The organism is Corynebacterium sp. ACRPJ (genome assembly GCF_022347345.1).
Taxonomy (GTDB): Bacteria; Actinomycetota; Actinomycetes; order Mycobacteriales; family Mycobacteriaceae; genus Corynebacterium; species Corynebacterium tuberculostearicum_D.
In genome coordinates this window covers 54158-77672 of record NZ_JAKRNC010000010.1, presented here as the reverse complement: position 1 = coordinate 77672, position 23515 = coordinate 54158, and the positions used below count along the sequence as shown (strand labels likewise).

At 57.8% G+C, this 23515-nt stretch carries 22 protein-coding genes and 1 tRNA gene; 8 read left to right on the top strand and 15 right to left on the bottom strand.

Translation table 11 applies throughout. The features are described 5' to 3' along the window. Nucleotides 1–22 precede the first annotated feature (22 nt). On the top strand, nt 23–373 hold the full coding sequence (locus MHY08_RS08200; protein WP_239192360.1) for a metalloregulator ArsR/SmtB family transcription factor: 351 nt from the start codon (nt 23–25) through the stop codon (nt 371–373). Between the two features lie 269 nt (nt 374–642). On the opposite strand, the gene ndk is transcribed toward MHY08_RS08200, so the two are convergent. From ndk to MHY08_RS08170, 6 genes are all read right to left on the bottom strand, one after another. Further along, complete coding sequence (gene ndk, locus MHY08_RS08195) at nt 643–1053, bottom strand: nucleoside-diphosphate kinase (RefSeq protein ID WP_005324068.1); 411 nt, start codon at nt 1051–1053, stop codon at nt 643–645. 79 nt (nt 1054–1132) lie between these two features. Further along, nucleotides 1133–1444, bottom strand: a complete 312-nt coding sequence (locus tag MHY08_RS08190) for a hypothetical protein (protein WP_239230311.1) — start codon at nt 1442–1444, stop codon at nt 1133–1135. Between the two features lie 46 nt (nt 1445–1490). Continuing rightward, nucleotides 1491–2003: a DUF4233 domain-containing protein gene (locus MHY08_RS08185; RefSeq protein ID WP_005324066.1), complete on the bottom strand. Its 513-nt coding sequence runs from the start codon at nt 2001–2003 to the stop codon at nt 1491–1493. Further along, nucleotides 2000–3535, bottom strand: a complete 1536-nt coding sequence (locus tag MHY08_RS08180) for a folylpolyglutamate synthase/dihydrofolate synthase family protein (protein WP_239230309.1) — start codon at nt 3533–3535, stop codon at nt 2000–2002. The genes MHY08_RS08185 and MHY08_RS08180 overlap by 4 nt, the downstream gene beginning before the upstream one ends. Beyond that, nucleotides 3535–6255, bottom strand: coding sequence for a valine--tRNA ligase (locus MHY08_RS08175; protein ID WP_239230307.1), 2721 nt, complete (start codon nt 6253–6255; stop codon nt 3535–3537). Before MHY08_RS08175 ends, MHY08_RS08180 begins: the two co-directional genes overlap by 1 nt. A gap of 80 nt (nt 6256–6335) precedes the next feature. Further along, nucleotides 6336–7286 (bottom strand): malate dehydrogenase, encoded by a 951-nt coding sequence (locus MHY08_RS08170; RefSeq protein ID WP_239230297.1) that lies wholly within the window; start codon nt 7284–7286, stop codon nt 6336–6338. Nucleotides 7287–7619: 333 nt separating this feature from the next. Here MHY08_RS08170 and MHY08_RS08165 point away from each other — a divergent pair, with 333 nt between their 5' ends. Continuing rightward, the gene (locus MHY08_RS08165; RefSeq protein ID WP_204611162.1) at nt 7620–8384 is read left to right on the top strand and encodes a TetR/AcrR family transcriptional regulator; all 765 of its coding nucleotides are present in this window, start codon (nt 7620–7622) and stop codon (nt 8382–8384) included. 10 nt (nt 8385–8394) lie between these two features. Here the strand turns inward: MHY08_RS08165 and clpX are convergent, their stop codons facing one another. Next, entirely contained in the window at nt 8395–9690 is a 1296-nt protein-coding gene (gene clpX / locus MHY08_RS08160) for an ATP-dependent Clp protease ATP-binding subunit ClpX (RefSeq protein WP_204611160.1), read from the bottom strand. Between the two features lie 227 nt (nt 9691–9917). Between clpX and fabG the strand changes: the two genes are divergently transcribed. Then, nucleotides 9918–10685, top strand: a complete 768-nt coding sequence (fabG, locus tag MHY08_RS08155; protein WP_239192330.1) for a 3-oxoacyl-ACP reductase FabG — start codon at nt 9918–9920, stop codon at nt 10683–10685. Nucleotides 10686–10784: 99 nt separating this feature from the next. On the opposite strand, the gene MHY08_RS08150 is transcribed toward fabG, so the two are convergent. The 6 genes from MHY08_RS08150 to MHY08_RS08125 form a co-directional block, all read right to left on the bottom strand. Beyond that, nucleotides 10785–11039, bottom strand: coding sequence for a hypothetical protein (locus MHY08_RS08150; RefSeq protein ID WP_005324057.1), 255 nt, complete (start codon nt 11037–11039; stop codon nt 10785–10787). Between the two features lie 163 nt (nt 11040–11202). Then, a complete protein-coding gene (locus MHY08_RS08145) occupies nt 11203–11493 on the bottom strand; it encodes a hypothetical protein (protein WP_005324056.1) in 291 nt (96 codons plus the stop codon). 3 nt (nt 11494–11496) lie between these two features. Further along, complete coding sequence (locus MHY08_RS08140; RefSeq protein ID WP_239192327.1) at nt 11497–12795, bottom strand: inorganic phosphate transporter; 1299 nt, start codon at nt 12793–12795, stop codon at nt 11497–11499. 319 nt (nt 12796–13114) lie between these two features. Next, complete coding sequence (locus MHY08_RS08135; RefSeq protein WP_239236233.1) at nt 13115–14617, bottom strand: peptide MFS transporter; 1503 nt, start codon at nt 14615–14617, stop codon at nt 13115–13117. 236 nt (nt 14618–14853) lie between these two features. Continuing rightward, on the bottom strand, nt 14854–15477 hold the full coding sequence (locus MHY08_RS08130) for an ATP-dependent Clp protease proteolytic subunit (RefSeq protein ID WP_005324052.1): 624 nt from the start codon (nt 15475–15477) through the stop codon (nt 14854–14856). 20 nt (nt 15478–15497) lie between these two features. Further along, nucleotides 15498–16097 carry an ATP-dependent Clp protease proteolytic subunit gene (locus MHY08_RS08125; RefSeq protein ID WP_005324051.1) on the bottom strand — a complete coding sequence of 200 codons (600 nt, stop codon included), beginning with the start codon at nt 16095–16097 and terminating at the stop codon, nt 15498–15500. Between the two features lie 138 nt (nt 16098–16235). Here MHY08_RS08125 and MHY08_RS11705 point away from each other — a divergent pair, with 138 nt between their 5' ends. The 5 genes from MHY08_RS11705 to MHY08_RS08090 all read left to right on the top strand — a co-directional run bounded on the left by MHY08_RS11705 (nt 16236) and on the right by MHY08_RS08090 (nt 21699). Next, complete coding sequence (locus MHY08_RS11705; protein ID WP_284596656.1) at nt 16236–16916, top strand: metal-dependent transcriptional regulator; 681 nt, start codon at nt 16236–16238, stop codon at nt 16914–16916. A gap of 115 nt (nt 16917–17031) precedes the next feature. Next, entirely contained in the window at nt 17032–17499 is a 468-nt protein-coding gene (gene nrdI / locus MHY08_RS08105) for a class Ib ribonucleoside-diphosphate reductase assembly flavoprotein NrdI (protein WP_239236232.1), read from the top strand. Nucleotides 17500–17549: 50 nt separating this feature from the next. Further along, nucleotides 17550–19745, top strand: coding sequence for a class 1b ribonucleoside-diphosphate reductase subunit alpha (gene nrdE / locus MHY08_RS08100; protein WP_005324048.1), 2196 nt, complete (start codon nt 17550–17552; stop codon nt 19743–19745). Nucleotides 19746–19797: 52 nt separating this feature from the next. Further along, nucleotides 19798–20823 carry a class 1b ribonucleoside-diphosphate reductase subunit beta gene (nrdF, locus tag MHY08_RS08095; protein ID WP_023020918.1) on the top strand — a complete coding sequence of 342 codons (1026 nt, stop codon included), beginning with the start codon at nt 19798–19800 and terminating at the stop codon, nt 20821–20823. 294 nt (nt 20824–21117) lie between these two features. Further along, the gene (locus MHY08_RS08090) at nt 21118–21699 is read left to right on the top strand and encodes an NADPH-dependent FMN reductase (protein WP_239236231.1); all 582 of its coding nucleotides are present in this window, start codon (nt 21118–21120) and stop codon (nt 21697–21699) included. A gap of 173 nt (nt 21700–21872) precedes the next feature. Here the strand turns inward: MHY08_RS08090 and tig are convergent, their stop codons facing one another. Both tig and MHY08_RS08080 read right to left on the bottom strand, forming a co-directional pair. After that, nucleotides 21873–23231 carry a trigger factor gene (gene tig, locus MHY08_RS08085; protein ID WP_239236230.1) on the bottom strand — a complete coding sequence of 453 codons (1359 nt, stop codon included), beginning with the start codon at nt 23229–23231 and terminating at the stop codon, nt 21873–21875. Nucleotides 23232–23321: 90 nt separating this feature from the next. Then, a tRNA-Pro gene (locus tag MHY08_RS08080) sits at nt 23322–23395 on the bottom strand. Between the last annotated feature and the right edge of the window lie 120 nt (nt 23396–23515).

Here is a 23515-nt window from a genome sequence, read left to right as displayed (position 1 = left end):
GCAGACTCCTTATACTGTGTACATGGACTCCTCCCCTAGCAATGCCGATAACACCCCGGATGCACAGTGCTGTTCCCTGAGCAGTGGCCCGCTCAGCCAGGGCGACTCCCTCCGCTTTTCCCAGCAATTTAAGGTACTTGCCGACCCAGCCCGCCTGCGCCTGCTATCCGTATTGTGCGACGAGGGCTGCGGCCCAATGAGTGTTACGGAGTTAACCGCGCTTTCCGGCCTTAGCCAACCGACGGTTTCTCATCACCTCGGCAAGTTGAGGGAATCCGGTCTTTTAATCAAGCAACAATCGGGCCGTACCGTTACCCATCGAGTGCAAAAGGAAGCCTTCCGCACACTGCGCCAGTTACTCTCCTTCGATTAGGAGAACTCCAGTCCTAGTCTGCGAAGTAAATGACTTCGCGTGCTATATCCTCAGCAATGATCTGCCGCGTTAAGCACCTTCAGCCCCGAAACAAAACCCCTGCTCCAGTTCTGCTTCTCTACGTATTTGCGGCTTTGCCGTTTCAATACTTATTCAGGGTAGGGCCGGATTCTCGGCATGTGGCTCTCCGCCTAGGCTTATGAGTCAAGCAATAAATAAAGCCCGAGCCTACAGGCTCGGGCTGAATGATGCGCTAAGTGCGCAGAAGTTTAGAGGTTCGGGAACCAGATAGCGATTTCGCGCTCTGCGGACTCTGGGGAGTCAGAGCCGTGCACGATGTTCTCGCCAACGGTCAGGGCGAAGTCACCGCGGATGGTGCCCGGGGTGGCCTTGGAGACTGGGTCGGTGCCGCCAGCCAGCTGGCGCCATGCCTCGATGGCGCGCTCGCCCTCAACAACACCAGCGATAAGCGGTGCGGAGGTGATGAACTCGACGAGGTCGCCGAAGAATGGCTTGTCCTTGTGCTCCTCGTAGTGCTTCTCCGCGGTCTCGCGGTCAGCAACGCGCAGGTCGAGCTCGGCCAGCTTCAGGCCCTTGCGCTCGATGCGGGAGATGATTTCGCCTACGTGGCCGTTCTTTACGCCGTCCGGCTTGATGAGAATCAGTGTACGTTCAGTCATGCCCCACACTGTACCGAAACCGCACGCATGCGTCGCGCGCTGGGGTATTCCTTTGGGGTAAAAGCGTGGGGGTCCAGGGCTATGCGAGTTGTTTGACTATCTCTTCGGCGCGCTCCTGCGAAGTCCCCCTGAACCACAGGCGCACCTGACCTACTGCTGCGCCGAATTGGCCGTTGGCCAGCAGTCGTTGCAGCTCCGCGAGCTGCTCCTTATCCAAATCCTCAAAGGTGGCTTCTTTGGCCGGCTCGAAGTTGCTCCGCAGGGCCAAAACTAGAAAAACGCCGCCAATAATGAGGGCGACTAGAGGTAGCCACGGCGTTCCCGTTGCGGCGCGGGCTACCACCGCGGCAATGCAGGCGAGTGCGGCAAGGACGAGATAGAGATTGCGCATGGGCGCTAGTCTATCGCGTCTGCCCCACCCGCCGGCGGTATCGAGCCTATTTCTCGTTGAGGTGCTGCGTGGTGAGGTATCCGCGCTTCATGCGGGCAATGAGGTTGCTGCGCAGGTAGACGGCCAGCAGCCACTCCATGCCAAAGATGATGAAGATGGCGGCCACAGCCCAGTGGACCATAAAGCCCACAATGACGCACAACAGCTGCGCCCATACGATGACGGACAGCGCCCACTTCTTATTCATGAACGCGATCATCACGAGGTGGAATACCACTGCGGCGATGACAAAGCCGTAGTTGAAGGGGGTCCACAACGTACCGTCATAGAGCTTGTAGAGCATCGGCAGCGCGAAAGATAGGGCGAGCGCCTCCATGGTCAGAGAGCTGGCAATGACCATCCCGTTGAAGCTTTTGAGTGGGTCCTTGACTGGGGCTTGGCCCATGCCAAGCGGGCCGATCTCGCTTTCCGGGATCTGTTCTTCGCGGCCACGGCCGCGGGTGCGGCGGGGCGGGCGAGGCTGGTGTTCCCCGCGCGGGTGGTGATTATCGCGGCTCATGCAGGTTCCTTTCCAAACATCGCGCGGGCATCACCAGCGGTGACGACCGAACCAGTGATGATGATGCCGGAGCCGGACTGGACCTCGGCGTCCTCGGCAAGCTCCACGGCCTGGGCATAGGCGCCCGGCAGGTTATCGGCTACGTGCACGCGTTCCTCGCCAAAGATATCGCGGGCGGTCTCTGCCAAGTCGTAGGCATCGAGGGCGCGCGGCGAGGAGTTTTGGGTGATGACGACCTCGGTGAGGTAAGGCTCTAGTGCGGTGAGGATGCCGGTGGCGTCCTTATCCGCAAAAATAGAGAGCACACCGATGAGGCGGGCGAAATCGAAATCGCGGTCCAGCGCAGACCCGAGGGCCTTGGCGCCATGTGGATTATGGGCGGCGTCAATAAACGTCGTTGGTGAGGTGCGCACGCGCTCCAGGCGGCCGGGTGAAATCGCTTGGGCAAAACCATTGCGCACGGTCGCAACATCCAGCGGGTGGCCGGCCGAGGCGCCGAAGAACGCCTCCACCGCAGCAAGAGCCACGGCGGAATTCTTGGCTTGGTGCTCGCCGTGCAGGGGCAGGAAAATATCCTCGTACAGGCCGCCAAGGCCCTGGATGTTGACCTGCTGACCACCGACGGCGATGCGGGACTCGAGGGCAGCAAATTCGGAGCCGGAGCGGGCGACGCCCGCCTCCACGTCCACGGCCTGCTGCAGGATAACCCGCATTGCCTCAGGGTCCTGTTCCGCGATAACCACGATGTTTTCATTGGGAGTCAGCGGATCATCGGCATCCTCGCGCGGCTTGATAATGCCGGCCTTTTCACCAGCAATCGCTGCGAGGGTATCGCCCAGGTAATCCGTGTGGTCCAAGCCCACCGGAGTAATGACGGAGACGTCCGCGTTGACCACGTTGGTGGCATCCCACCGGCCGCCGAGGCCGACTTCAACAACGGCGACGTCCACGGGAGCGTCGGCAAACGCGGCATAGGACAAGCCGACAAGGACCTCGAACTTGGACATGGGAACGTCCGACTGGGCATCGACCATCTCCACAAAAGGCTTGATCTCGTGCCAGATGCGCACATAATCGCGCGGGTGGATAGGCTGGCCATCGATGCCGATGCGCTCCGTGACGCGCTGCAGGTGCGGGCTGGTGACAAGGCCGACACGGCGGTGGAAGGCGCGCAGGAGCGAATCCACCATGCGTGCGGTAGAGGACTTGCCGTTGGTGCCGGCAATGTGGATGACATCGAAAGAACGCTCAGGGTGGCCAAGCAGATCCATGAGCATCTCGATGCGGTCGAGGGAAGGCTCAATCTTGGTTTCCGGCCAGCGCTCATTGAGCTCTTCTTCTACCTCCGCTAGGGCGCGCAGCTCTTCGGCCGACACCTCTTGCGGTGCGGCCTCGTTGTACTCGTCCTCGCTGCCCATGCCCAAGTTGAGAGTCAGGCCGGACTCGGTGATTTCCACCGGGCCACCATCGGTGCCTTCTTTGAGGGCATCGACGATTTCGAAGTCCTCAGTCTCCTTGTCCTTGTCCGCCACTACTTCAGGCCCTCCAAACGGCTGGTGATGCGCTCGACCTCTTCGCGGGCAACCTGCTGGCGCTCCTTGATCTTATTGACCACTTCTTCCGGCGCCTTAGACAAGAAGTTCTCGTTGCCCAGCTTCTTGCCCGTCTGCTCCAGTTCCTTATTCGCCTTGGCCAGATCCTTCTCCAGGCGCTTGCGCTCGGCTTCTACATCCACGGCGCCGTGGGTATCCAGGGTGACCTCCACGGTGGCCTGGGAAAGACGCACCTCGATGGAGGCGGAAGGATCGAAATCCTCGCCCGGGGCGGTGGTATTGGCCAGGTTGCGCACCAGTTCCTCTTGGCCGGCGAGATCCGCTGCGGCGAAGTCGAGGCGGCCCGGCACCTTCTGGGAAGGCTTTACGCCCTGGTCGGAGCGGAAGCGGCGCAGCTCGGTGATGAGCTTATCGGCGTCCTCGATGCGGCGGGCGGCTACCTCATCCTTGGTAGCGCCACCATTGGTATCGGCAACGGTAGGCCACGGCGCAACGACGATGGACTCGCCGCCGGTCAGCGCCTTCCACAGCACCTCGGTAACGAATGGCATGGTCGGGTGCAGCAGGCGCAGGACGACGTCGAGCACGCGGCCCAACACGATTTGGGTATTGCGGCCCTGCTCGCTTACGCCATCGCGCGGGATCTGGGTCTTGGCAATCTCCAGGTACCAGTCACACAGCTCGTCCCAGGTGAAGTGGTAGAGCAGCTCGTTGGCCTTAGCAAACTGGTAGTCATCCAGGTAGGCATCCACCTTGGCGCGGACTTCTTCGGCGCGGTCGAGGATCCACCGGTCGGCGTCGCTAAGCTCCGTGCGGTTCGGCAGCGTGGCCACTCCAGCGCCGTTCATGAGCGCGAACTTGGTGGCGTTAAAAAGCTTGGTAGCAAAGTTGCGGGCGGCCGCGGCGGCGTCGGAGCCAAGCGGCAGGTCCACGCCGGGGTTGGCGCCGCGGGCAAGGGTAAAGCGCAGCGCATCCGCACCGTAATCGCGCACCCAATCCATCGGGTCAATGCCGTTGCCCAAGGACTTGGACATCTTGCGGCCCTGCTCATCGCGGACCAGGCCGTGCAGGTACAGATCCTTGAACGGAACCTGCGGGCGGCCATCGGTGCCCTCACCCAAAAGCTCCGGGGTGTGGCTGCCGGCAAAGGTGCCAAACATCATCATGCGGGCCACCCAGAAGAACAAAATGTCGTAGGCGGTGACCAGCACGTTGGTGGGATAGAACTTCTCCAGATCTGGGGTCTTTTCTGGCCAGCCCAGGGTGGAAAATGGCCACAGCGCGGAGGAGAACCAGGTATCCAGCACGTCCGGATCCTGCTCGTATCCTGCCGGTGGCTCCTCGTCTGGGCCGACACAGACGATGTCTCGCTGGCCGTCCTCGCCTTCTGGCCCGTACCAGATAGGAATGCGGTGGCCCCACCACAACTGGCGGGAGATGCACCAATCGTGCATGTCATCGACCCACTCGAAGTAGCGCGGCTCGAGCGACTGCGGGTGCAAGGTGGTATCGCCCTCGCGCACGGCGTCGCCAGAGGCCTTGGCCATCTTGGCCACGTCCACGAACCACTGCAGGGACAGGCGCGGCTCGATGGGCTCGCCGGAGCGCTCCGAGTGGCCCACGGAGTGGACGTATGGGCGGATTTCCTTAACAATGCGGCCCTGCTCGCGCAGCGCTTCCCGGATCTCCACGCGTGCTTCCTCGCGGGTCAGGCCGTCGAAGCGGGTACCGGTATTGGCAATGTGGCCGGTGGTATCGATGACCGTGGGCATATCCAAGTCATGGCGGGTGCCCATCGCGTAGTCATTCGGGTCGTGCGCCGGGGTGATCTTCACCGCGCCGGTACCGAATTCCATGTCCACGTAATCATCGGCGATGATCTTGAGCGTCAGGTCATCGCGGAACGGGTGCGACAGCTCCTTGCCCACCAAGTCGGCATAGCGCTCATCGTCGGGGTGGACGGCAATGGCGACGTCACCCAGCATGGTCTCCACACGGGTGGTGGCCACGATGAGGTGCGGTTCATCGTCATTGAGCGAGCCATAGCGGATGGACACCAGCTCGCCCTCGACGTCCTTGTACACCACCTCGATATCGGAGACGGCGGTCTCAAGCACCGGCGACCAGTTCACCAGGCGGTTGGCCTGGTAGATCATGCCCTCATCGTAGAGGTTCTTAAAGATGGTCTGGACGGCGCGGGAGAGGCCATCATCCAAGGTGAACCGCTCGCGGGTCCAGTCCACGGAGTCACCGATGGCGCGCATCTGGTTCTGGATGGTGCCGCCGTACTGCTCCTTCCACTCCCAGACCTTGCCAATGAATTCTTCGCGCTCATAGTCCCAGCGCTTTTTGCCCTCGGTCTCCTTGAGCTTGGCCTCGACCTTGGTCTGGGTGGCAATGCCGGCGTGATCGGCACCGGGCAGCCACAGGGTGGCGTAGCCCTGCATGCGCTTGCGGCGGATAATGGAATCAATCAGCGTGTGGTCCAGGGCGTGGCCCATGTGCAGCTGGCCGGTCACATTTGGCGGCGGCAGCACGATGGAATAAGGCTCGGCCTCCGAATTCGCATCCGGGGTGAAGTAGCCCTTTTCTACCCAGCCCTCATAGAGGTCCTTCTCTACGGCCTGCGGCTCCCACGACTTGGGCAGCGCATCGGCGCGGTTGGTACCAACTAATTGCTCATTATTTTGCTCAGTCACCTGGCCGATTCTACCTTGCACGTCAACCGGCTCAGCCAGGCAGGGTGCGCACCGAGTATGAGGTGCGCACCAAGCGGGTTTTAGAGCAGGTCCGCCACGGCCTTGCGCTCCTCGCGCAGCTCGGCCACAGAGGCCTCGATGCGCTCTTTTTGGAACTCGCTAAGCTCCAGTCCCTGCACGATCTCCCACTGGCCGTTGCGGCTGACCGTGGGGAATCCGCAAATAAGGCCCTTGTCGACGCCGTAGGATCCGTCCGATGGCACCGCCGCGGTGCGCCAGTCCTCGGTGCCATGAATCCAGTCATGCATGTGCTCCACGGCTGCCGACGCCGCCGATGCGGCCGAGGAGCTGCCGCGTACCTCAATAATCTCCGCACCGCGCTTGGCCACCTTGGGGACCATTTCCTCGCGGTACCAGTCCTGGTCCACCTCAGCGTTGGAGTAGGTGATATCCGGGAACTGGCTGGCGGAGTGGTTGCCCCAGACCGCCACTTTGGTGAAATCGGTGGTGGACTTGCCCGTCTTTAGCGCGAGCTGGCTCAGGGTGCGGTTGTGGTCCAGGCGCATGAGGGCAGTGAACTGGGAATCATCCAAATCGGGAGCATTATTCGCCGCGATGAGGGCATTGGTATTAGCCGGGTTGCCCACCACGAGCACACGGACATCGCGCGCGGCGTAGTCATTGATGGCCTTGCCTTGCTTGGTGAAGATGGCGCCATTAGCCTCCAGCAGGTCGGCGCGCTCCATTCCCTTACTGCGCGGGCGAGCGCCGACAAGGAAGGCGGCCGAGGTGTTTTCAAAGGCTTCCTTAAGACCATCAGTAACCGTAATGGAGTTAACCAACGGCAGGGCGGAGTCGTTGAGCTCCATGGCTACGCCTTGGGCCTTATCCACCGCAGCGGGAATTTCCAGCAATGCTAGGTCTACCGGGGTGTCTTTTCCGTACACATCGCCGGCAGCGATGCGCCACAGCAGCGAATACGCGATGTTGCCGGCGGCGCCGGTGACAGTGATCTTGACGGGCTGAGTCATGATGTAAAAGCCTCCTCAATCAGGGCTGCGACAATGTAATTCATCCCCGAGCTTAGCCCCACCGCCAGCCTCCGCGCTGTGAATCTGGCCCCCTCTTTTGGAGGGAAAATCTAGGGCACTTGCGTTAAATTACCCCCATTCACCTCCAAATTAGCGCCCCCAATGGGCCAGATACTCCCGCACGGGGTGATTAATCGGGCATGATAGGAAAAGGAAATGCGGGACACTCCCCCACGCTGCACACCCAGAATGCAGAGGGATTGCCAACTCCCGCACTATTAGACATCAGTTCACCGCGCCACCGCCGCGCCGCAAGGATTAAGGACTTACGCAATGAGCACTGAGAATACTGACCCACTGCAGGCTGCAGACCAGGCGGATTCTCCTCACGCTGCCCACGCGGAATCCGTCAGCATTGACTCCGTGGTGGACGTTGCGATCAAGCAGTTCTCCCGTTTTGGCTTTACAGAAACCAAGCTAGAGACCATCGCCCAAGAATCCGGCATGTCCAAGCGCATGATTCATTACCACTTTGGCGATAAGAAGGGCTTGTACCTGCGTGCGCTGAGCACCGCCGCGCAGCGCCTTAATCCACCTGAGGATGCCCTGGAAATCGATACCGCAGTTCCGGTCGAAGGCGTGCGCAAGTTGGTGGATTGGCTCTTCCGCGAGCGCGTAGCCAACCCGGAGGCCATTCGCATGCTGGTATGGGAAACTAACCAGCAGATTGTGGACCCGGCACAGCAGGCTATTGCCGACGTCGCCGGGGTAGCCCTCCACCTTGACCGCCTGCTGCTCTTGGGCCAAGACGCCGGCGCCTTCCGCCCCGGCATTTCCGCCAATGACATCTTCACCCTGATTTCCTCGTTGACGGTTTACCGCGTGACAAACCAGGTGATGGTGGAAAACATGCTGGGCGTGAACTTCAATACCCAAGAAAATATCGACGGCATGCATAGGCTCACCGTCGATGCTGTGCTGGCGTTTTTGACCGCCAATATTCCGGACTCAGGCCACGAGTCCTACCTCACCTCGTCCTCGTTCGATACCAAGGAAGGCGACGAGGCCTCCCCGCAGGATATCTACAACGAGGAGTAATAGCGCCGGCTTAAGCGGATTCCTTTGCCTCATCCTTATAGCTAAACTGCGGCTCCGCTCCCTCGGTCACGCACTCCGACGTGATGTGTACCGTGGCAATATCCTCGCGGTCTGGCAGGTCGTACATGACTGGGACCAAAAGCTCTTCCATGATGGCGCGCAGGCCACGCGCACCCGTCTTGCGCTCCAAGGCGAGCTCCGCGATGGCATCCAATGCCGCTGGCTCGATGTCCAATTCGCAGTCATCCATCTCAAAGAGGCGGCTGTACTGCTTAACCAGGGAGTTCTTGGGCTCGGTGAGCACCTTGACCAAAGATTCACGGTCCAGGTTATCCACCGTGGCCACGACCGGCAGGCGGCCGATGAACTCTGGAATAAGACCGAACTTCACTAGGTCCTCAGGCCGTACCTGGGAGAAGAGATCGACCTTTTCGCGCTCGTCCTTGGTATCCAGGTTGGCTCCAAAACCCACGCCCTTCTTGCCCACGCGATCCGCAATGACCTGATCCAGGCCCGCGAATGCGCCGGCCACGATGAACAAAATATTGGAGGTATCCAGCTGGATAAACTCCTGATTCGGGTGCTTGCGGCCGCCTTGCGGCGGGATGGCCGCCACGGTGCCTTCCAGGATCTTCAGCAGCGCCTGCTGCACGCCCTCACCGGAGACGTCGCGGGTAATGGACGGGTTCTCCGACTTACGGGAAATCTTGTCCACCTCATCGACGTAGATGATGCCGCGCTGGGCACGCTCCACGTCAAAGTCCGCGGCCTGCAGCAGCTTCAGGAGGATATTTTCCACGTCTTCGCCTACGTAGCCGGCCTCGGTGAGGCTGGTGGCATCGGCAATGGCAAAGGGGACATCGAGAAGCCGGGCCAAGGTCTGCGCCAGGTAGGTCTTACCGGAACCGGTGGGGCCCAGCATCAAGATATTGGACTTAGAGATCTCCACCTCATCGCCCTCGGCCTTCTTGCGGCGGGCCTCCAACGCGGCCGACTCTTCGGCCTTGATGCGCTTGTAGTGGTTATAGACCGCCACAGACAGCACACGCTTGGCCTTGTCTTGGCCAATGACATATTTGTCTAGGAAGGCGGAAATCTGCGAGGGTCGAGGCAGGCGCACCTCTGCATCAGAGGATTCTTGCGCCTGCTCTTGGCCCAGTTCCTCTTCGATGATCTCATTGCATAGCTCGATGCACTCGTCGCAGATGTAGACACCGCCGCCGGCGATGAGCTTTTTCACCTGCTTCTGACTCTTGCCACAAAAGGAACACTTGAGCAGGTCAGCGCTTTCTTGCATACGTGCCATTAAGTTCTTTCACACTCGCTTTTCGTACCGCTATTCACAGTTGGAAGGATGATTCTACCCTTCCGAGCGGCTTAATCTTCATCTGTTTCTACCTTAGTAAATCAACCCGACAGGCCCTTCATTCATTCCCTCCCGCGTGGCGAATTTCCCAGGCCTTTCCTGCTCTTGCGGCCTAAACTAGAAGGTGAAATCACCCTCATCCCACCCCTTTTAGGAACAGGAGCATCATGTTCGATCTCACAGGCCGGGTAGCCGTTGTCACCGGCGGCGCCTCCGGCATTGGCCGCGGCATTGTCGCCGCGCTGCGAGAGGCCGGCGCCACCGTTGTCATCGCCGATATCGACCTAGACCACGCCACCGCTACCGCTAAGGAGTTGGGTGCCAGCGCCATTCGCGTGGACGTCACCGACCGCACTTCGGTTAAGGACATGTACCGCCAGGTCACTGCCGAGCACGGCGGCTTCGACATTGTGTGCTCCAATGCTGGCGTCTTTCCCAACTGCCCGCTGGCAGAGATGACCGATGATAAGTGGGAGGCGATGTTTGCCATCAACACCCACGGCACTTTCAAGGTGGTCCAAGAGGCGCTCCCCTACCTCAAGCAACGCCGCTATGGACGAATCGTCATCACCACATCTATCACCGGCTCGCACACGGGCTTTCCCGGTTGGGCCCACTACGGCGCTTCCAAGGCCGCGCAACAAGGCTTTATGCGTTCGGCCGCGCTCGAAGTGGCCCGCGATGGCATCACCATCAACGGCGTTCTCCCAGGCAATATCCTCACCGAGGGCCTCGAGGCCCAAGGCCAGGAGTACCTCGATCAAATGACGCGCTCGGTACCGCTGCACCGCCTGGGCACCCCACGCGATATTGGCAACGCAGCGGCCTTCCTGGCTTCGGAAGAGGCAGGCTATATCACCGGCCAAACCCTTATTATCGATGGCGGCCAGCTCCTGCCCGAAACCCCTGAGGCCATCCTGCCGCCGCGCGATTAGCCGCGCTTGCCGACGCCCCCGTGTGCCCCACGCAGCACAAAGCCCCCTGCTACACAGTGTGCGGCAAGGGGCCTCGTGGGGATTTCATTCAGGTGCTGCTTACTGCAGCCAATCGAAGTCGAGCAGGAAAAGTTCTGCATCGAGCATCTCGTGTTCATCCGGAGCATGACCGGTGACGGTTTCTAGTGCCTCTGCTACGTCCTTGGTAGTAGCAGGGGTCTTATCAGCGTCAAGCAGGGTTTCTGCCACCAAAGCGCGAACCGGAGCTTCTGAAACGGTGTCCAGGCCGGTTCCAGTGGTGGAGCCCTTGAACGCATCAGCGATGCCGTCCATCAAAGTACGCATCTTGTTCATTTCTCACACCTCCATGTGGCTTTCTCTCTGTTTGATAGAGAAGAATATACGCGGCACACTTCCACTAAGCAACCCCTAGGTCGCTTAAAGTTAACCTTTTGTTAACTTTAGAAAAGTGTGCCGCGCATCACACGGAAGGTTTACCCTCGGGCAGGAGGATTCTTTATAGGTCACCGAACGGCGTAAAGCCGAAGTAGTGGTCCAGCGTATCGCGAGCAATCCACATGATGGCCACGAGAATGACTACGGCCAACACCGCATAGACGGTCCAGCCCAGTACCTTCATCTGCGTACTTGCCGGAGTATCGCCCACGACAACGCCGTTGTCGTCACGAATTGGGTCACCGGTCATGCACCGCATGCCCAGAGAGAACAGGAGCGGAATGCCAGCGCCGAAGACCAGCGCCAAGCCTGCAACGTGAATGAGGGACTGGAAGATTTCTGCAGCAGTCATGGTTTAGCGCTCCTCTTGAGCAGTAGACGGCGCGGAGGCATCCTCCGCCTTGGTTGCGGACACTGGTGCGGCGCCGGCAGCAACTGGCTCCTTGCGGTCAGAGCCCGCACCCATGGAGGAATCCACGGACTCGGAGTTTGGATCCCAGTCGTTGTTGACGTTGGAAGCATCCACCGGGTTCATGCGGGAGCGGATAACGATGAGTGCGGCCATTGCCAGCAGCAAGACGAAGTCCACGATGGCGCCGGTTGCTACGTTGGTAAAGGAGGAGACGCCGTGTGCCAACCACCAGGTAGCAAAGCCCACGAACGCAGCGCACGGCAAGGTGATGAGCCATGCGGACACCATGCGCATGGCCACACCCCAGCGAACCTCAGCACCGCGACGGCCCAGGCCGGTACCCAAAATGGAACCGGTGGACACGTGGGTAGTGGACAGCGCCATACCACCGGTAGCAGAAGTCAAGATGATCGCTGCGGAGGTAGCTTCAGCAGCCATGCCCTGCGGGGACTCAATCTCCACCAGACCCTTGCCCAGAGTGCGGATAACGCGCCAGCCGCCGGACAGAGTGCCGGCCGCGATGGCCACAGCACAAGAAACGATAACCCAGGTAGGAATGCGGGCGTCGGCAACTGCATGCCCAGAGGCAACTAGCGCCAGGAAAATAACGCCCATGGTCTTCTGCGCATCGCCAGCGCCGTGCGCCAGGGACACCAGGCAGGCGGTGACGATCTGACCGTGGCGGAAGTGCTCGTTCTTCGCCTTGTTGGGAATGGTGTTGGTTACCCAGTAGATAAGGAACGTGGCACACGCCGAAACCAGCGCCGCGATAATAGGCGAGGCAACGGCTGGGATAATGATCTTGCCGGCAATGGAAGACCACTCCACGCCAGTCGAGCCCATCGCAGCGAAGGCGGCACCGATGAGGCCACCGAACAAGGCGTGGGAGGAACTGGACGGCATACCCAGCAACCAGGTGAACAGGTTCCAGATGATGCCGCCGATAAGGCCGGTGAAGACGACCATCAAAAGCGCCTGGCCATCGGTGTCAGCGGCGGCGCCAGACAGGTCGTAGGAATCAAGGTTAACGATGCCCTTTGCCACGGTCGCAGCAACGTTGACCGAAAGGAAAGCACCGACAAGGTTGAGGACTGCGGAGATTGCCACCGCAGTAAAAGGCTTCAAAGCACCGGTGGCAATGGACGTAGCCATCGCGTTGGCAGTGTCATGAAATCCGTTCGTAAAGTCAAAGGCAAGGGCGGTTACCACCACAATACCGAGGATAATCAGAGTCGCTGTCACAGCGTTGGCCCCTTGGAAAGAAAACAGATGAACACGGTACGCATCTACGGCGCCTTCACGCGTCGCGGACGAAATGCAGATTACTCCTGCGCGAAACTACAGACAATTGCTTTTCTTTAATGTTTTCTTTGGTCAACCTTTAATTAACCTACCCGAGGGCAGAATTGTCGCCTTGAAAGCTCAGAATAGATAGATTTTCCCAGCTCATACCGAGCAATCCCCTCAGCCCGACCGGTCAGCCCAAGTGATGAAAACCACTAAGGGAGGTATACCACCATGGAGCCGGTATACCTCCCATTCAAGGGCGCTTTTGAACCTCCTAACGGAAGGTGGAAAATTTCTTTACCACCCAGCGGCTGAGAACAAGCAGAATGCCGCCCAGCACGATGGACGCAACGCCAAGGGAGATAAAGAAGGTGTTTTCCGCGCCCGCATCGTCTGGGGTATAAAAGCCAGCCAAGGAACCAGCCAGCGACGTACCCATAGCGACCGCCATCATCCATACCGCCATCATACGGGACGGGAACGCTACCGGCGCCACCTTGGTAGCTAGGGCATTGCCCACCGGCGATAGGAGAAGCTCCGCCATGGTGAAAAGGAAGAGGATGAAGATGATGGCATACATCGGAGTGGAGTTCGCTTCCCCGCCCGAGAAAGGAAGGAAGAAGAACAGGGAGATGCCGATGACGATATTGGCGACACCAAACTTCACCGGGGTGGACCACTGCCTATCTCCTAGCTTCGTCCACATCGTCGCAAAGACTGCAGAGAAAATAACAATAAAAATCGGATTAATGGACTGCACCAGTGATGGAGGGATTTCCCAACCAAACATGTGACGGTCCAAGCGCACATCCGAATAAATCGTCATCACGGTGAACTGCTGCTGGAAGATGCCGAAGAACAACACGCCGGAAACGAACATCGGGATAAAGCCGAGCAGGCGGTTCTTTTCCTCGCGGGTCACCAGCTTCGAGGCATACATCTGAACCCACAGATAAATTGCAGCTACAAGAGCCACCGCGGTAACAATATTGGACAACCAATCAACCTGAATGGCTCCGATAGCCAATGCTCCCACCATGACCACGACAACGGCAGCAACTGCCACCACGCCCATAAGTAGCTGCTTGGGGCTAGCCGGGTTTGGTACCTCGTGTCCCGCGTCCTTAATTGTGGTCTTGCGCATTACGGAGTACTGAATCAGGCCGAGCGCCATGCCAATCGCCGCGATACCGAAGCCCCAGTGGAAACCCTGCCAGCCCCACAGGGCAGTGGTGAGCAGTGGACCAACGAGAGCGCCGATATTAACGCCCATATAAAAGATGGAGAAGCCACCATCGCGGCGCGGATCATCGCGACTGTACATGGCACCAAGCACGACCTGCGCGGTGGTCTTAACACCGCCGGAGCCGATGGCGATAAGGACGAGGCCAATGGCCAAACCAGTTATTGCGGGAATAAACGCCAAAGCAATGTGGCCAAGCATCACCATGCTGGCCGAGTAGAACAGTGTGCGTTCTGCACCCAAGACTCGGTCAGCAACAAGAGAAGCCAACAAGCAGGCCATGTAGACCAAGCCACCGTAGGCTCCCACGATAGACGTTGCGTCCGCCCGGTCTAGGCCGAGGCCACCATCGGTAGTGGCGTAATACATGTACAGCAAGACAAGGGCTTGCATGCCATAGAAGCTAAAGCGCTCCCACATTTCCACGCCGAAGAGGTTGGCCAATCCCCAAGGGTGCCCAAAGAATGTGCGTTCGCCGCTCTGCGGCGTGGGCGCAGCGGCCTGAGCTGCCGCGTCGGATGTGTGTTTCTCCATAAGAATATATGACCACTTAGAGGTCTAAATCACAAATCGACCATTATAGGTTTAGTGTCGCACGATAGAAATTAACCTAACGACCTGCAGATATTGCGCAGAGAGACTTACCCCATTCGGGTGCAGCAAGAATTACCGGGCATTGCCCCTTCCCTGCCCCACAATGCTGAAAGCCCCTGCCTCACAACCGGAACTCGGTTGAGCGGCAGGGGCTACCTAGAATGAGTTATTCCAAATTAAGCGTTGAGCTTGCGGTAATCAAAGACCGTATCGATGATGCCGTATTCAACGGCTTCCTGAGCGGTCAGAATCTTATCGCGATCCGTATCAATGCGGATCTGCTCAGCGGTACGACCGGTGTGCTCAGACAGGGTGGTTTCCATCAGCTTGCGCATGCGCTCAATCTCGGCGGCCTGGATCTCTAGATCAGAAACCTGACCCTGAGTACCCTGAGTTGCCGGCTGGTGAATGAGCACGCGGGAGTTCGGCAAAGCTGCACGCTTGCCCGGCGCACCGGCGGCAAGCAGCACAGCTGCCGCCGAAGCGGCCTGGCCCAAGCACACGGTCTGCACGTCCGGGCGGACGTAGCGCATGGTGTCATAGATGGCCATCAGCGCGGTAAAGGAGCCGCCCGGGGAGTTGATGTACATCGTGATATCGCGGTCTGGGTCCTGGGACTCCAGGACCAGCAGCTGCGCCATGATGTCGTTAGCGGAGGTGTCATCGACCTGGGTACCCAGGAAGATGATGCGCTCCTCAAACAGCTTGGAGTACGGGTTGGTTTCCTTAGTGCCCTGTGCGGACTGCTCAATGAAGGACGGCAGAACGTAGCGGGAACTTGGCATCTGGGACTGATTCATAGTGATTTTCTCCTTATTCCCTAGTTGCTCAGCGGGCCGTTAACGGACTCAATGACGTGGTCAACAATGCCGTAGTCCTTGGCCTGTTGGGCGGTCATCCAACGGTCACGGTCGGAGTCCTTGGTGATCTGCTCAAAGGTCTGGCCGGTGTGCTCGGCAATGAGCTCCGCCATCTCCCGCTTGGTCTGAGCAAATTGCTCAGCCTGGATGGCGATGTCCGCAGCGGTACCACCGACACCAGCGGAAGGCTGGTGCATCATAATGCGCGCGTGCGGCAGAGCGTAGCGCTTGCCCTTGGTGCCGCCGGAAAGCAGGAACTGACCCATGGAGGCAGCCAGGCCCATGCCGTACGTGGCAATATCGCACGGCGAGTACTTCATGGTGTCATAAATAGCCATGCCCGCAGTGACAGAGCCACCCGGGGAGTTGATGTAGAGCGAAATGTCGCGAGTGGGGTCCTCGGCGGACAGCAGGAGGATCTGGGCGCACAGCTTGTTCGCAATCTCATCATCGACCTGGGTTCCCAGGAAGATAATGCGCTCGCGCAACAGGCGCTCGTACACGCTATCGCTCAGATTCATACCCGTAGACGACGAGTTCATTGAAATCTTCTCAGACATTAGTGGTTCTCCTTCAAGTGAAGAATGCTTTAACTGGCCCCACCTTACCGGCATTCCTCTCAAACTTGGCCTCTGTTCGCTATGAGCGTTGGGCCACAGCGCCAAAGGCGCACACGGAAGCTGGGTTAACATTTACTCATGTCTGTTTCCGAGCTGTCCACCAGTACCCAGAACTATTTGAAAGCTATCTGGGGGCTAAAGGAATGGTCATCCGAGCCCGTTACCGCCACACTTATAGCGAAACAGCTGGGACTCAAGCTCTCCTCGGTTTCCGATGCAGTGCGCAAAATGGCGAAGCAAGGGCTCGTGTCACACACGCCCTATGGCTCTGTGGAGTTAACCGAACTTGGCAGGCAGTACGCATTGGCCATGGTGCGCCGTCACCGATTGCTTGAGTCTTTTTTGGTTCAAGCATTGGGCTACACTTGGGACGAAGTCCATAATGAAGCCGAAAATCTCGAACACGCGGTGTCTGACATGCTCATAGAACGTGTGGATAAGTTCCTTGATTACCCCACTAGGGATCCGCACGGCGATCCTATCCCTACGGTTGATGGACAGATCACCATCCCCAGTGCGCATCGCCTCACCGACAGCGGTGCACAATCGCAGGTGACCGTGGAACGCATTTCTGATTCCGACCCACAACTGCTGAAGTTCCTTGAAGAGCGCGGCATTGTCACTGGGGCTGTTCTTAGCACGCGCGAGGGAGCGCCCTTTTCAGATTCTCTCGAAATACAGGTGGCCGGCGGCACTCAGTGGGTAGTACTTGGACGCCCAGCTACCGACGCAGTGTTTGTAGCACACCACAACCTTTAGACATCCCCCTTTGCATTAATCCTGCTCTCACCTGCCCTTTTCAAAACTACGTTAGACCGTAGTTGCAACTACGGCATTGCGTAGTTAGTCTTTTCGAATATCACCTACCCCACTTATGGCTAAGGCCAGGATGAGCAGGATTGCCATGTCAGACTCACCAGATTTGGTGTACTTTTCCAGCGTTTCAGAGAACACGAAAAGATTCGTCGAACGCTTAGATAGACCCGCGGTGCGCATTCCACTGCGCCCCAAGAAAACCGGGATGATCCAGGTTTCACACCCGTACGTACTCATCGTTCCCACCTACGGCGGCGGCTCGCTCAAACGCGCAGTCCCCAAACAGGTCATCGACTTCCTCAATGAACCAATCAACCGCTCCTTTATCCGGGGCGTTATTACCTCAGGGAATACCAACTTCGGAAGTGCTTACTGCGTCGCCGGACGCATCATTTCCGCCAAGTGCCACGTACCGGAGCTGTATCACTTCGAGCTTCTCGGCACCCAGAAGGACATCGCCGCCGTAAAGCAGGGCCTTCAGAAGTTTTGGGAGCAGCAAAAGCAGCTAACGATGACACCCCATTAATCCCCCACAAGATGAAGAACACATCCGCATCACACAGATTGGAAAACACAATGTGGCCTCTTGATGCCACCCCCACACAGACTATTGGCGCTACGCCCCGCACCGCTTCAGCAGACAATGCCGGCGGTGTCGGCAAGCGCAAGAGCTACCACGCACTCAACGCGCAGCTGAACTTGTTCGACGCTTCTGGAAAAATCCAGTTTGACAAGGACATTCAGGCAGCACAAGACTATGTCACGCACCATGTCGCTCCCCGCATGCATCAGTTCGATTCCACCAAGCAACGCTTGGAATGGTTGGTTGATAACGAGTACTACGAGCGGGATTTCCTTGAGCTTTATGATGACGCCTTTCTGTGCGCCATGTACGACAGAGCACATCGAGTTAAGCATCAGTTCCGCACCTTCCTCGGCGCATTTAAGTTCTTCACTTCATATGCACTGAAAACCTTTGATGGCTCCCGATTCCTAGAAGGCTACGAAGAACGCGTCGCCACCACAGCTTTATACCTTGCACAGGGCGACGAAGAGCTCGCAGAAAAGCTGGTGGATGACATCATGACCGGACGCTTCCAGCCCGCCACCCCTACTTTTCTCAACGCAGGCAAAGCCCAGCGCGGCGAAATGGTCTCCTGCTTCCTCCTGCGAATCGAAGACAATTTGGAGAGCATTGGCCGCTGCGTGAACTCTGCACTGCAACTATCAAAGCGCGGTGGTGGAGTGGCCCTGTTGCTAAGCAATCTGCGCGAATCCGGAGCCCCGATCAAAAAGATTGAGAACCAGGCTTCCGGCGTAGTCCCAGTCATGAAGATTCTCGAAGATAGCTTCAGCTATGCCAACCAATTGGGCTCCCGGCAGGGCGCTGGAGCCGTCTACCTGCATGCGCACCATCCAGATATTCTTCGCTTCCTGGATACCAAGCGGGAAAATGCCGATGAGAAAGTCCGCATCAAGACTCTTTCGCTGGGGGTTGTTATTCCAGATATAACCTTCCGTCTGGCCAAAGAGAACAAGGATATGCATCTTTTTAGCCCGTATGACATCGCTCGCGAGTACGGCGTAGCCATGTCTGACATGTCCATCACCGAGTACTACGACGAGCTGGTTGCCAATCCGCGAATCTCTCACACGACCATTAAGGCCCGCGAGTTTTTCACCACGCTGGCTGAGCTTCAGTTTGAATCCGGATACCCCTACATCCTCTTTGAGGATACGGTCAACCGCGCTAATCCCCTCAAAGGACATATCAATATGTCCAACCTGTGTAGCGAAATCCTCCAGGTCAACACGCCATCGACCTACGGAGCTTCGGGTGACTACACCACCGTTGGCCAGGATATTTCCTGCAATCTAGGTTCGCTCAACATTGCGAAGGCTTTTGAATCGCCGGACTTCGGGGAGACCGTCGAAACCGCAGTGCGTGCCCTCACGAAGGTTTCAGACCTGACGAATATCGAAGCTGTTCCCTCCATCGCTCACGGAAATGCTTCCATGCATGCCATTGGTCTGGGCCAAATGAATCTCCACGGCTTCCTTGCTTCACAGCGTATTCCTTATGGCTGCGCCGAGGCACTGGACTTTACAAATATCTATTTCCTCACGGTGACCTACCATGCGCTCCGCGCATCCCATGCACTCGCGGTTGAAAAAGGTCAACGATTCACAGGCTTCGAAGAATCCACCTATGCCACTGGCGCCTACTTTGACAAATACATCGACCAAGACTGGGCGCCAGCCACTGAACACGTAAAACAGCTCTTCCACGAAGCAGGCGTGCAGATCCCTCAACGCGAGGATTGGCTACGGCTCAAGAATCAAGTGATGCAAGACGGCATCTACAACGCCTACTTGCAGGCAGTTCCACCCACTGGATCAATTTCCTACATCAATGACTCCACCGCGTCCATCCACCCAATTGCCTCCAAAATTGAAATACGCAAGGAAGGCCGCTTGGGGCGCGTGTACTACCCCGCGCCGGAAATGACCAACGACAACCTGGAGTATTTCGATGACTCCTACGCCGTGGGATACGAAAAAATCATCGACACCTACGCCATGGCCACCCAACACGTGGACCAAGGGCTTTCCCTGACCTTGTTCTTTACCGCTGATACCACCACGCGGGACATCAACAAGGCACAAATCTATGCCTGGAAAGCCGGAATCAAGACCCTCTACTACATCCGTTTACGCCAATCCGCGCTCCAAGGAACCGAGGTCGAAGGCTGCGTCTCCTGTGCTTTGTAGGAGCACGGTCCTCCCCCTTGTCCACAACCATTCACTCAGAAAGAAAGAAGCTATGTCGTCAACATCGAATAGTGCTGAACTAACCAGCATTTCCGTTACTCCGCCGAGCTACCGGCATGATCCTTCAGCCCGCATCCGCGCCATCAATTGGAACCGGGTGAGCGATGACAAGGATCTTGAAGTGTGGAACCGTCTAACCGCCAACTTTTGGTTGCCAGAGAAGGTCCCGCTTTCTAATGATCTCCCGGCGTGGCAGAAGATGACACCCGAGGAACGCAACCTCACCATGCGGGTGTTCACGGGACTCACCACCCTGGATACTGTCCAGGCCACCGTGGGTGAAATCTGTCAGATTCAAGATGCCCGCACCGAACACGAGGAGGCCGTGTATACCAACATCGCCTTCATGCAGTCAGTCCATGCCCGTTCATACTCTTCAGTGTTTTCTACCCTGAGCAGTACAAAGGAAATTGATGAAGCATACCGCTGGGCGGTGAATAACGACCTTCTCCAGGCACGCGCCAAGAAAGTTCTCGCGCACTATTTTGGGCCGGATCCACTCAAACGCAAGGTGTCATCGACGTTGCTTTCCTCGCTGCTTCTCTACGCGGGTTTCTATCTTCCCTTGCACTTTTCTGTCCACGCCACCCTGACAAATACGGCAGACATGATCCGCCTCATTCTGCGTGACAAGGCAGTGCACGGCTACTACTCGGGTTACAAATATCAGCGCGGTCTGGAATCCACGACCCCGCTACGGCAGAAGGAGATGCATGATTTCACCATTTCTTTGCTCGAAGAGCTTTATGCACTAGAGCTGGACTATTCCGGCGAGCTATATGAGCCTTTGGGACTCATGGATGATGTAGCCGTGTTCGTTCGCTATAACGCCAATAAGGCACTCATGAATTTGGGCTACCCGGATTATTTCCCGCCCGAAGAAACGGAAGTGAACCCAGAAATCCTCGCGGCCCTAGCCCCCGGAGCAGATGAGAACCATGACTTCTTCTCCGGATCTGGTTCCTCCTATGTCATTGGTACTGCTGAAGAAACGAGTGATGATGACTGGGATTTCTAAACCTTTTCCGCGACCGGACCAAGGAAGCTGGCTTGAGACCATCGCGCTGTTTGAAGCCATCCGCGAAGGAAACCAACCCGCAGCCATGCGGCTGTTGAATGCATCCGCCGCACGAGAGGCCGTCCTCGGGGGCTTCTAGGACTCATCGAACTGTACTTCCGCCATGAAGAAGGAGACAAAGTAGATGGCTTCCTCACCGCCGCCCACGCTGCCGGCCCACCACCGGCCTTTGGCTGCAAGCCTTTTCTCCCTTGACCACGTCTCCCTACACCCAACTAAGAAAGAAGGTTTACCATGACCACCCCACGTATCAGCGTTATCGTCGGCAGCCTGCGCCGAGAGTCATTTGCCCGCAAGATTGCACACGAGGTGCTCACGATGATCCCTGAAGGCTACGAGGCAAACATCGTGGAAATCCGTGACTTGCCGCTCTATGACTTCGACTACGATGACCCCGCCGTCACGGACAAGCCCACTCCGGCTGAGTACACCACCTTTCGCGAGACCATCAAGAACTCGAGCGGGATCCTCTTCATTACGCCAGAGAACAACCGCACTATCCCTGCCTGCCTCAAAAACGCAGTGGACATCGGCTCTAAACCCAACTCAGATGTGGCGTGGAAGAACCTTCCCGCAGGTATCATTAGCCACTCTGTAGGCCGCATGGGCGGCTACAGTTCACAGAAGAACCTTCGCCTCGCTCTGTCCTACTTCGACATGCCGCTCCCTGGTCAGCCCGAAGTATTTCTGGGCCAATCCCCCACCCTTTTCGAAGAGTCCGGACATCTCAATCAACGTACCGCAGACTTTGTCAAGGATTACGTTATGCGCTTCCTGCAGTTGACCGACGAGGTCTTTAGAGCCAAGAACGGCTAGCGGTATCCCCAGCCAACACACATCACGCCCTCTTCGAAGTACTCAAAGACTCCTAGAGGGCGTTCACAATGACACAAACCCCGGATTCAGGCTCATCCTTGAGTTACCTGAATCCGGGGTTTCATGCGCGCTCGCCACCACACATGTGGCAGCAGCGCGTTACAAGCGGGAGATTACTTCTCCTCGGAAGCTTCTGCAGCGTCCTCTTCTTCGATTTCACCGAAGTACTGGTCAACGTCCACGTCGTTGCCTTCTTCATCCTTGACGGTGGTGCGGCAGATAGCGGCAGCCAGTGCCTTGCCACGGCGCACGTCAGAGAAGAGGTTAGCGATCTGGCCGTTGGACTGCAGCTGCTGGATGAACTGGTTCGGGTCCATGCCGTAGGACTGAGCAGTGAACAGGATGTGGTCGGTCAGCTCCTGCTGGGAAACTTCCGGCTCTTCCTTCTCTGCTACAGCGTCGAGGAACAGCTGGGTGCGGACGGACTCTTCTGCCTGCTCGCGAGTCTGCTTATCAAACTCCTCGCGAGAGGTGCCCTGCGCCTCAAGCAGCTGAGCCAGTGCCTTCTCGTCGTGAGCCAGCTGGCCCAGGATCTGGTGCAGCTGGGAGTGAGCCTGCTCGTCAACTACGGACTGCGGCAGCTCGAATTCAACCTCGGACAGTGCGGACTTCAGAACCTCATCGCGGATCTGTGCAGCCTGCTCAGCCTTCTTGGTCTCCTCCACCTGGGTCTTGGTGGATTCACGCAGCTCGTCCATCGTGTCGAACTCAGAAGCCATCTGAGCGAACTCATCGTCCATAGCCGGCAGCTTGCGCTCCTTGGACTGCTGGACGTGGACCTTGATGGTGGCCTCTTCATCCTTGTGCTCACCGGACTGGATGGTGGAGGTGAACTCGTTATCCTCACCGGTCTTCATGCCGCGCAGGGCGGTATCCAGACCCTTGATGAGGTCATCGTCACCGATGCGGTAGGAAAGACCCTCGGTGGAAGCGTCTTCAATCTTCTCGCCGTCGATCTCAGCGGTGATGTCGATGATGGCGTAGTCGCCGGTCTTCATCTTGCGCTTGGTGTCCTTGAGCTCACCGAAGCGCTCTGCCAGTTCCTCCAGAGCCTTGTCGACGTCCTTTTCGTCAGCCTTCAGGGCCGGGACGGTAACGGAGATCTTGGAGAAGTCCGGGATCTCGAACTCAGGGCGGATATCAACCTCGGCGGTGAACTCCACGAAGTCCTTGTCTTCGATCTTGGAAATGTCAACGTCCGGCTGGCCAATGACCTTCAGATCGTTTTCCTTGACTGCCTGCTCGTAGCGGGAAGGCAGCATGTCGTTGACAACCTGCTCCAGGATGGGGCCGCGGCCGAAGCGTGCGTCAATAAGCTGGCGCGGTGCCTTGCCCTTACGGAAACCTGGAATAGAAACCTGCTGCGCGATTGCCGCGTAAGCTTGATCGATTTCCTGGTCCAGCTCCGCAAACGGAACGTTGACGGTGAGCTTAACGCGGGTATCGCTCAGCTTGTCTACGGTGGTCTTCACGAGTGAATCTCCCTGGCTTCATTGTTTTACGTACATAAACTTAAAGGGGGTCCGGAAATCCTTATTAGGGCATTTCCAGACCCCCATACGTCGGGGCGACAGGATTTGAACCTGCGACCCCCTGCTCCCAAAGCAGGTGCGCTACCAAACTGCGCCACGCCCCGTATGTAGGCCACCAAGTTGCCTTGGCTGCGTTGCATACCTGAGACAGTGTACCGTGTCCGTTTTAAATCTCCTAAACGGACCCCCACTTAATGGAATCAACGCAGCACAGAGGCCACTTT

Excerpts from the sequence above, each read along its gene's own strand:
- MHY08_RS11705 (WP_284596656.1), top strand. The coding sequence starts at position 16,236 with ATGTCTGTTTCCGAGCTGTCCACCAGTACCCAGAACTATTTGAAAGCT.
- ndk (WP_005324068.1), bottom strand. The coding sequence starts at position 1,053 with ATGACTGAACGTACACTGATTCTCATCAAGCCGGACGGCGTAAAGAAC.
- nrdE (WP_005324048.1), top strand. The coding sequence starts at position 17,550 with ATGTGGCCTCTTGATGCCACCCCCACACAGACTATTGGCGCTACGCCC.
- MHY08_RS08185 (WP_005324066.1), bottom strand. The coding sequence starts at position 2,003 with ATGAGCCGCGATAATCACCACCCGCGCGGGGAACACCAGCCTCGCCCG.
- MHY08_RS08170 (WP_239230297.1), bottom strand. The coding sequence starts at position 7,286 with ATGACTCAGCCCGTCAAGATCACTGTCACCGGCGCCGCCGGCAACATC.
- MHY08_RS08125 (WP_005324051.1), bottom strand. The coding sequence starts at position 16,097 with ATGTCTGAGAAGATTTCAATGAACTCGTCGTCTACGGGTATGAATCTG.
- MHY08_RS08200 (WP_239192360.1), top strand. The coding sequence starts at position 23 with ATGGACTCCTCCCCTAGCAATGCCGATAACACCCCGGATGCACAGTGC.
- MHY08_RS08090 (WP_239236231.1), top strand. The coding sequence starts at position 21,118 with ATGACCACCCCACGTATCAGCGTTATCGTCGGCAGCCTGCGCCGAGAG.
- MHY08_RS08165 (WP_204611162.1), top strand. The coding sequence starts at position 7,620 with ATGAGCACTGAGAATACTGACCCACTGCAGGCTGCAGACCAGGCGGAT.
- MHY08_RS08135 (WP_239236233.1), bottom strand. The coding sequence starts at position 14,617 with ATGGAGAAACACACATCCGACGCGGCAGCTCAGGCCGCTGCGCCCACG.
- nrdF (WP_023020918.1), top strand. The coding sequence starts at position 19,798 with ATGTCGTCAACATCGAATAGTGCTGAACTAACCAGCATTTCCGTTACT.
- fabG (WP_239192330.1), top strand. The coding sequence starts at position 9,918 with ATGTTCGATCTCACAGGCCGGGTAGCCGTTGTCACCGGCGGCGCCTCC.
- clpX (WP_204611160.1), bottom strand. The coding sequence starts at position 9,690 with ATGGCACGTATGCAAGAAAGCGCTGACCTGCTCAAGTGTTCCTTTTGT.
- nrdI (WP_239236232.1), top strand. The coding sequence starts at position 17,032 with ATGGCTAAGGCCAGGATGAGCAGGATTGCCATGTCAGACTCACCAGAT.
- MHY08_RS08190 (WP_239230311.1), bottom strand. The coding sequence starts at position 1,444 with ATGCGCAATCTCTATCTCGTCCTTGCCGCACTCGCCTGCATTGCCGCG.
- MHY08_RS08145 (WP_005324056.1), bottom strand. The coding sequence starts at position 11,493 with ATGACTGCTGCAGAAATCTTCCAGTCCCTCATTCACGTTGCAGGCTTG.
- MHY08_RS08130 (WP_005324052.1), bottom strand. The coding sequence starts at position 15,477 with ATGAATCAGTCCCAGATGCCAAGTTCCCGCTACGTTCTGCCGTCCTTC.
- MHY08_RS08150 (WP_005324057.1), bottom strand. The coding sequence starts at position 11,039 with ATGAACAAGATGCGTACTTTGATGGACGGCATCGCTGATGCGTTCAAG.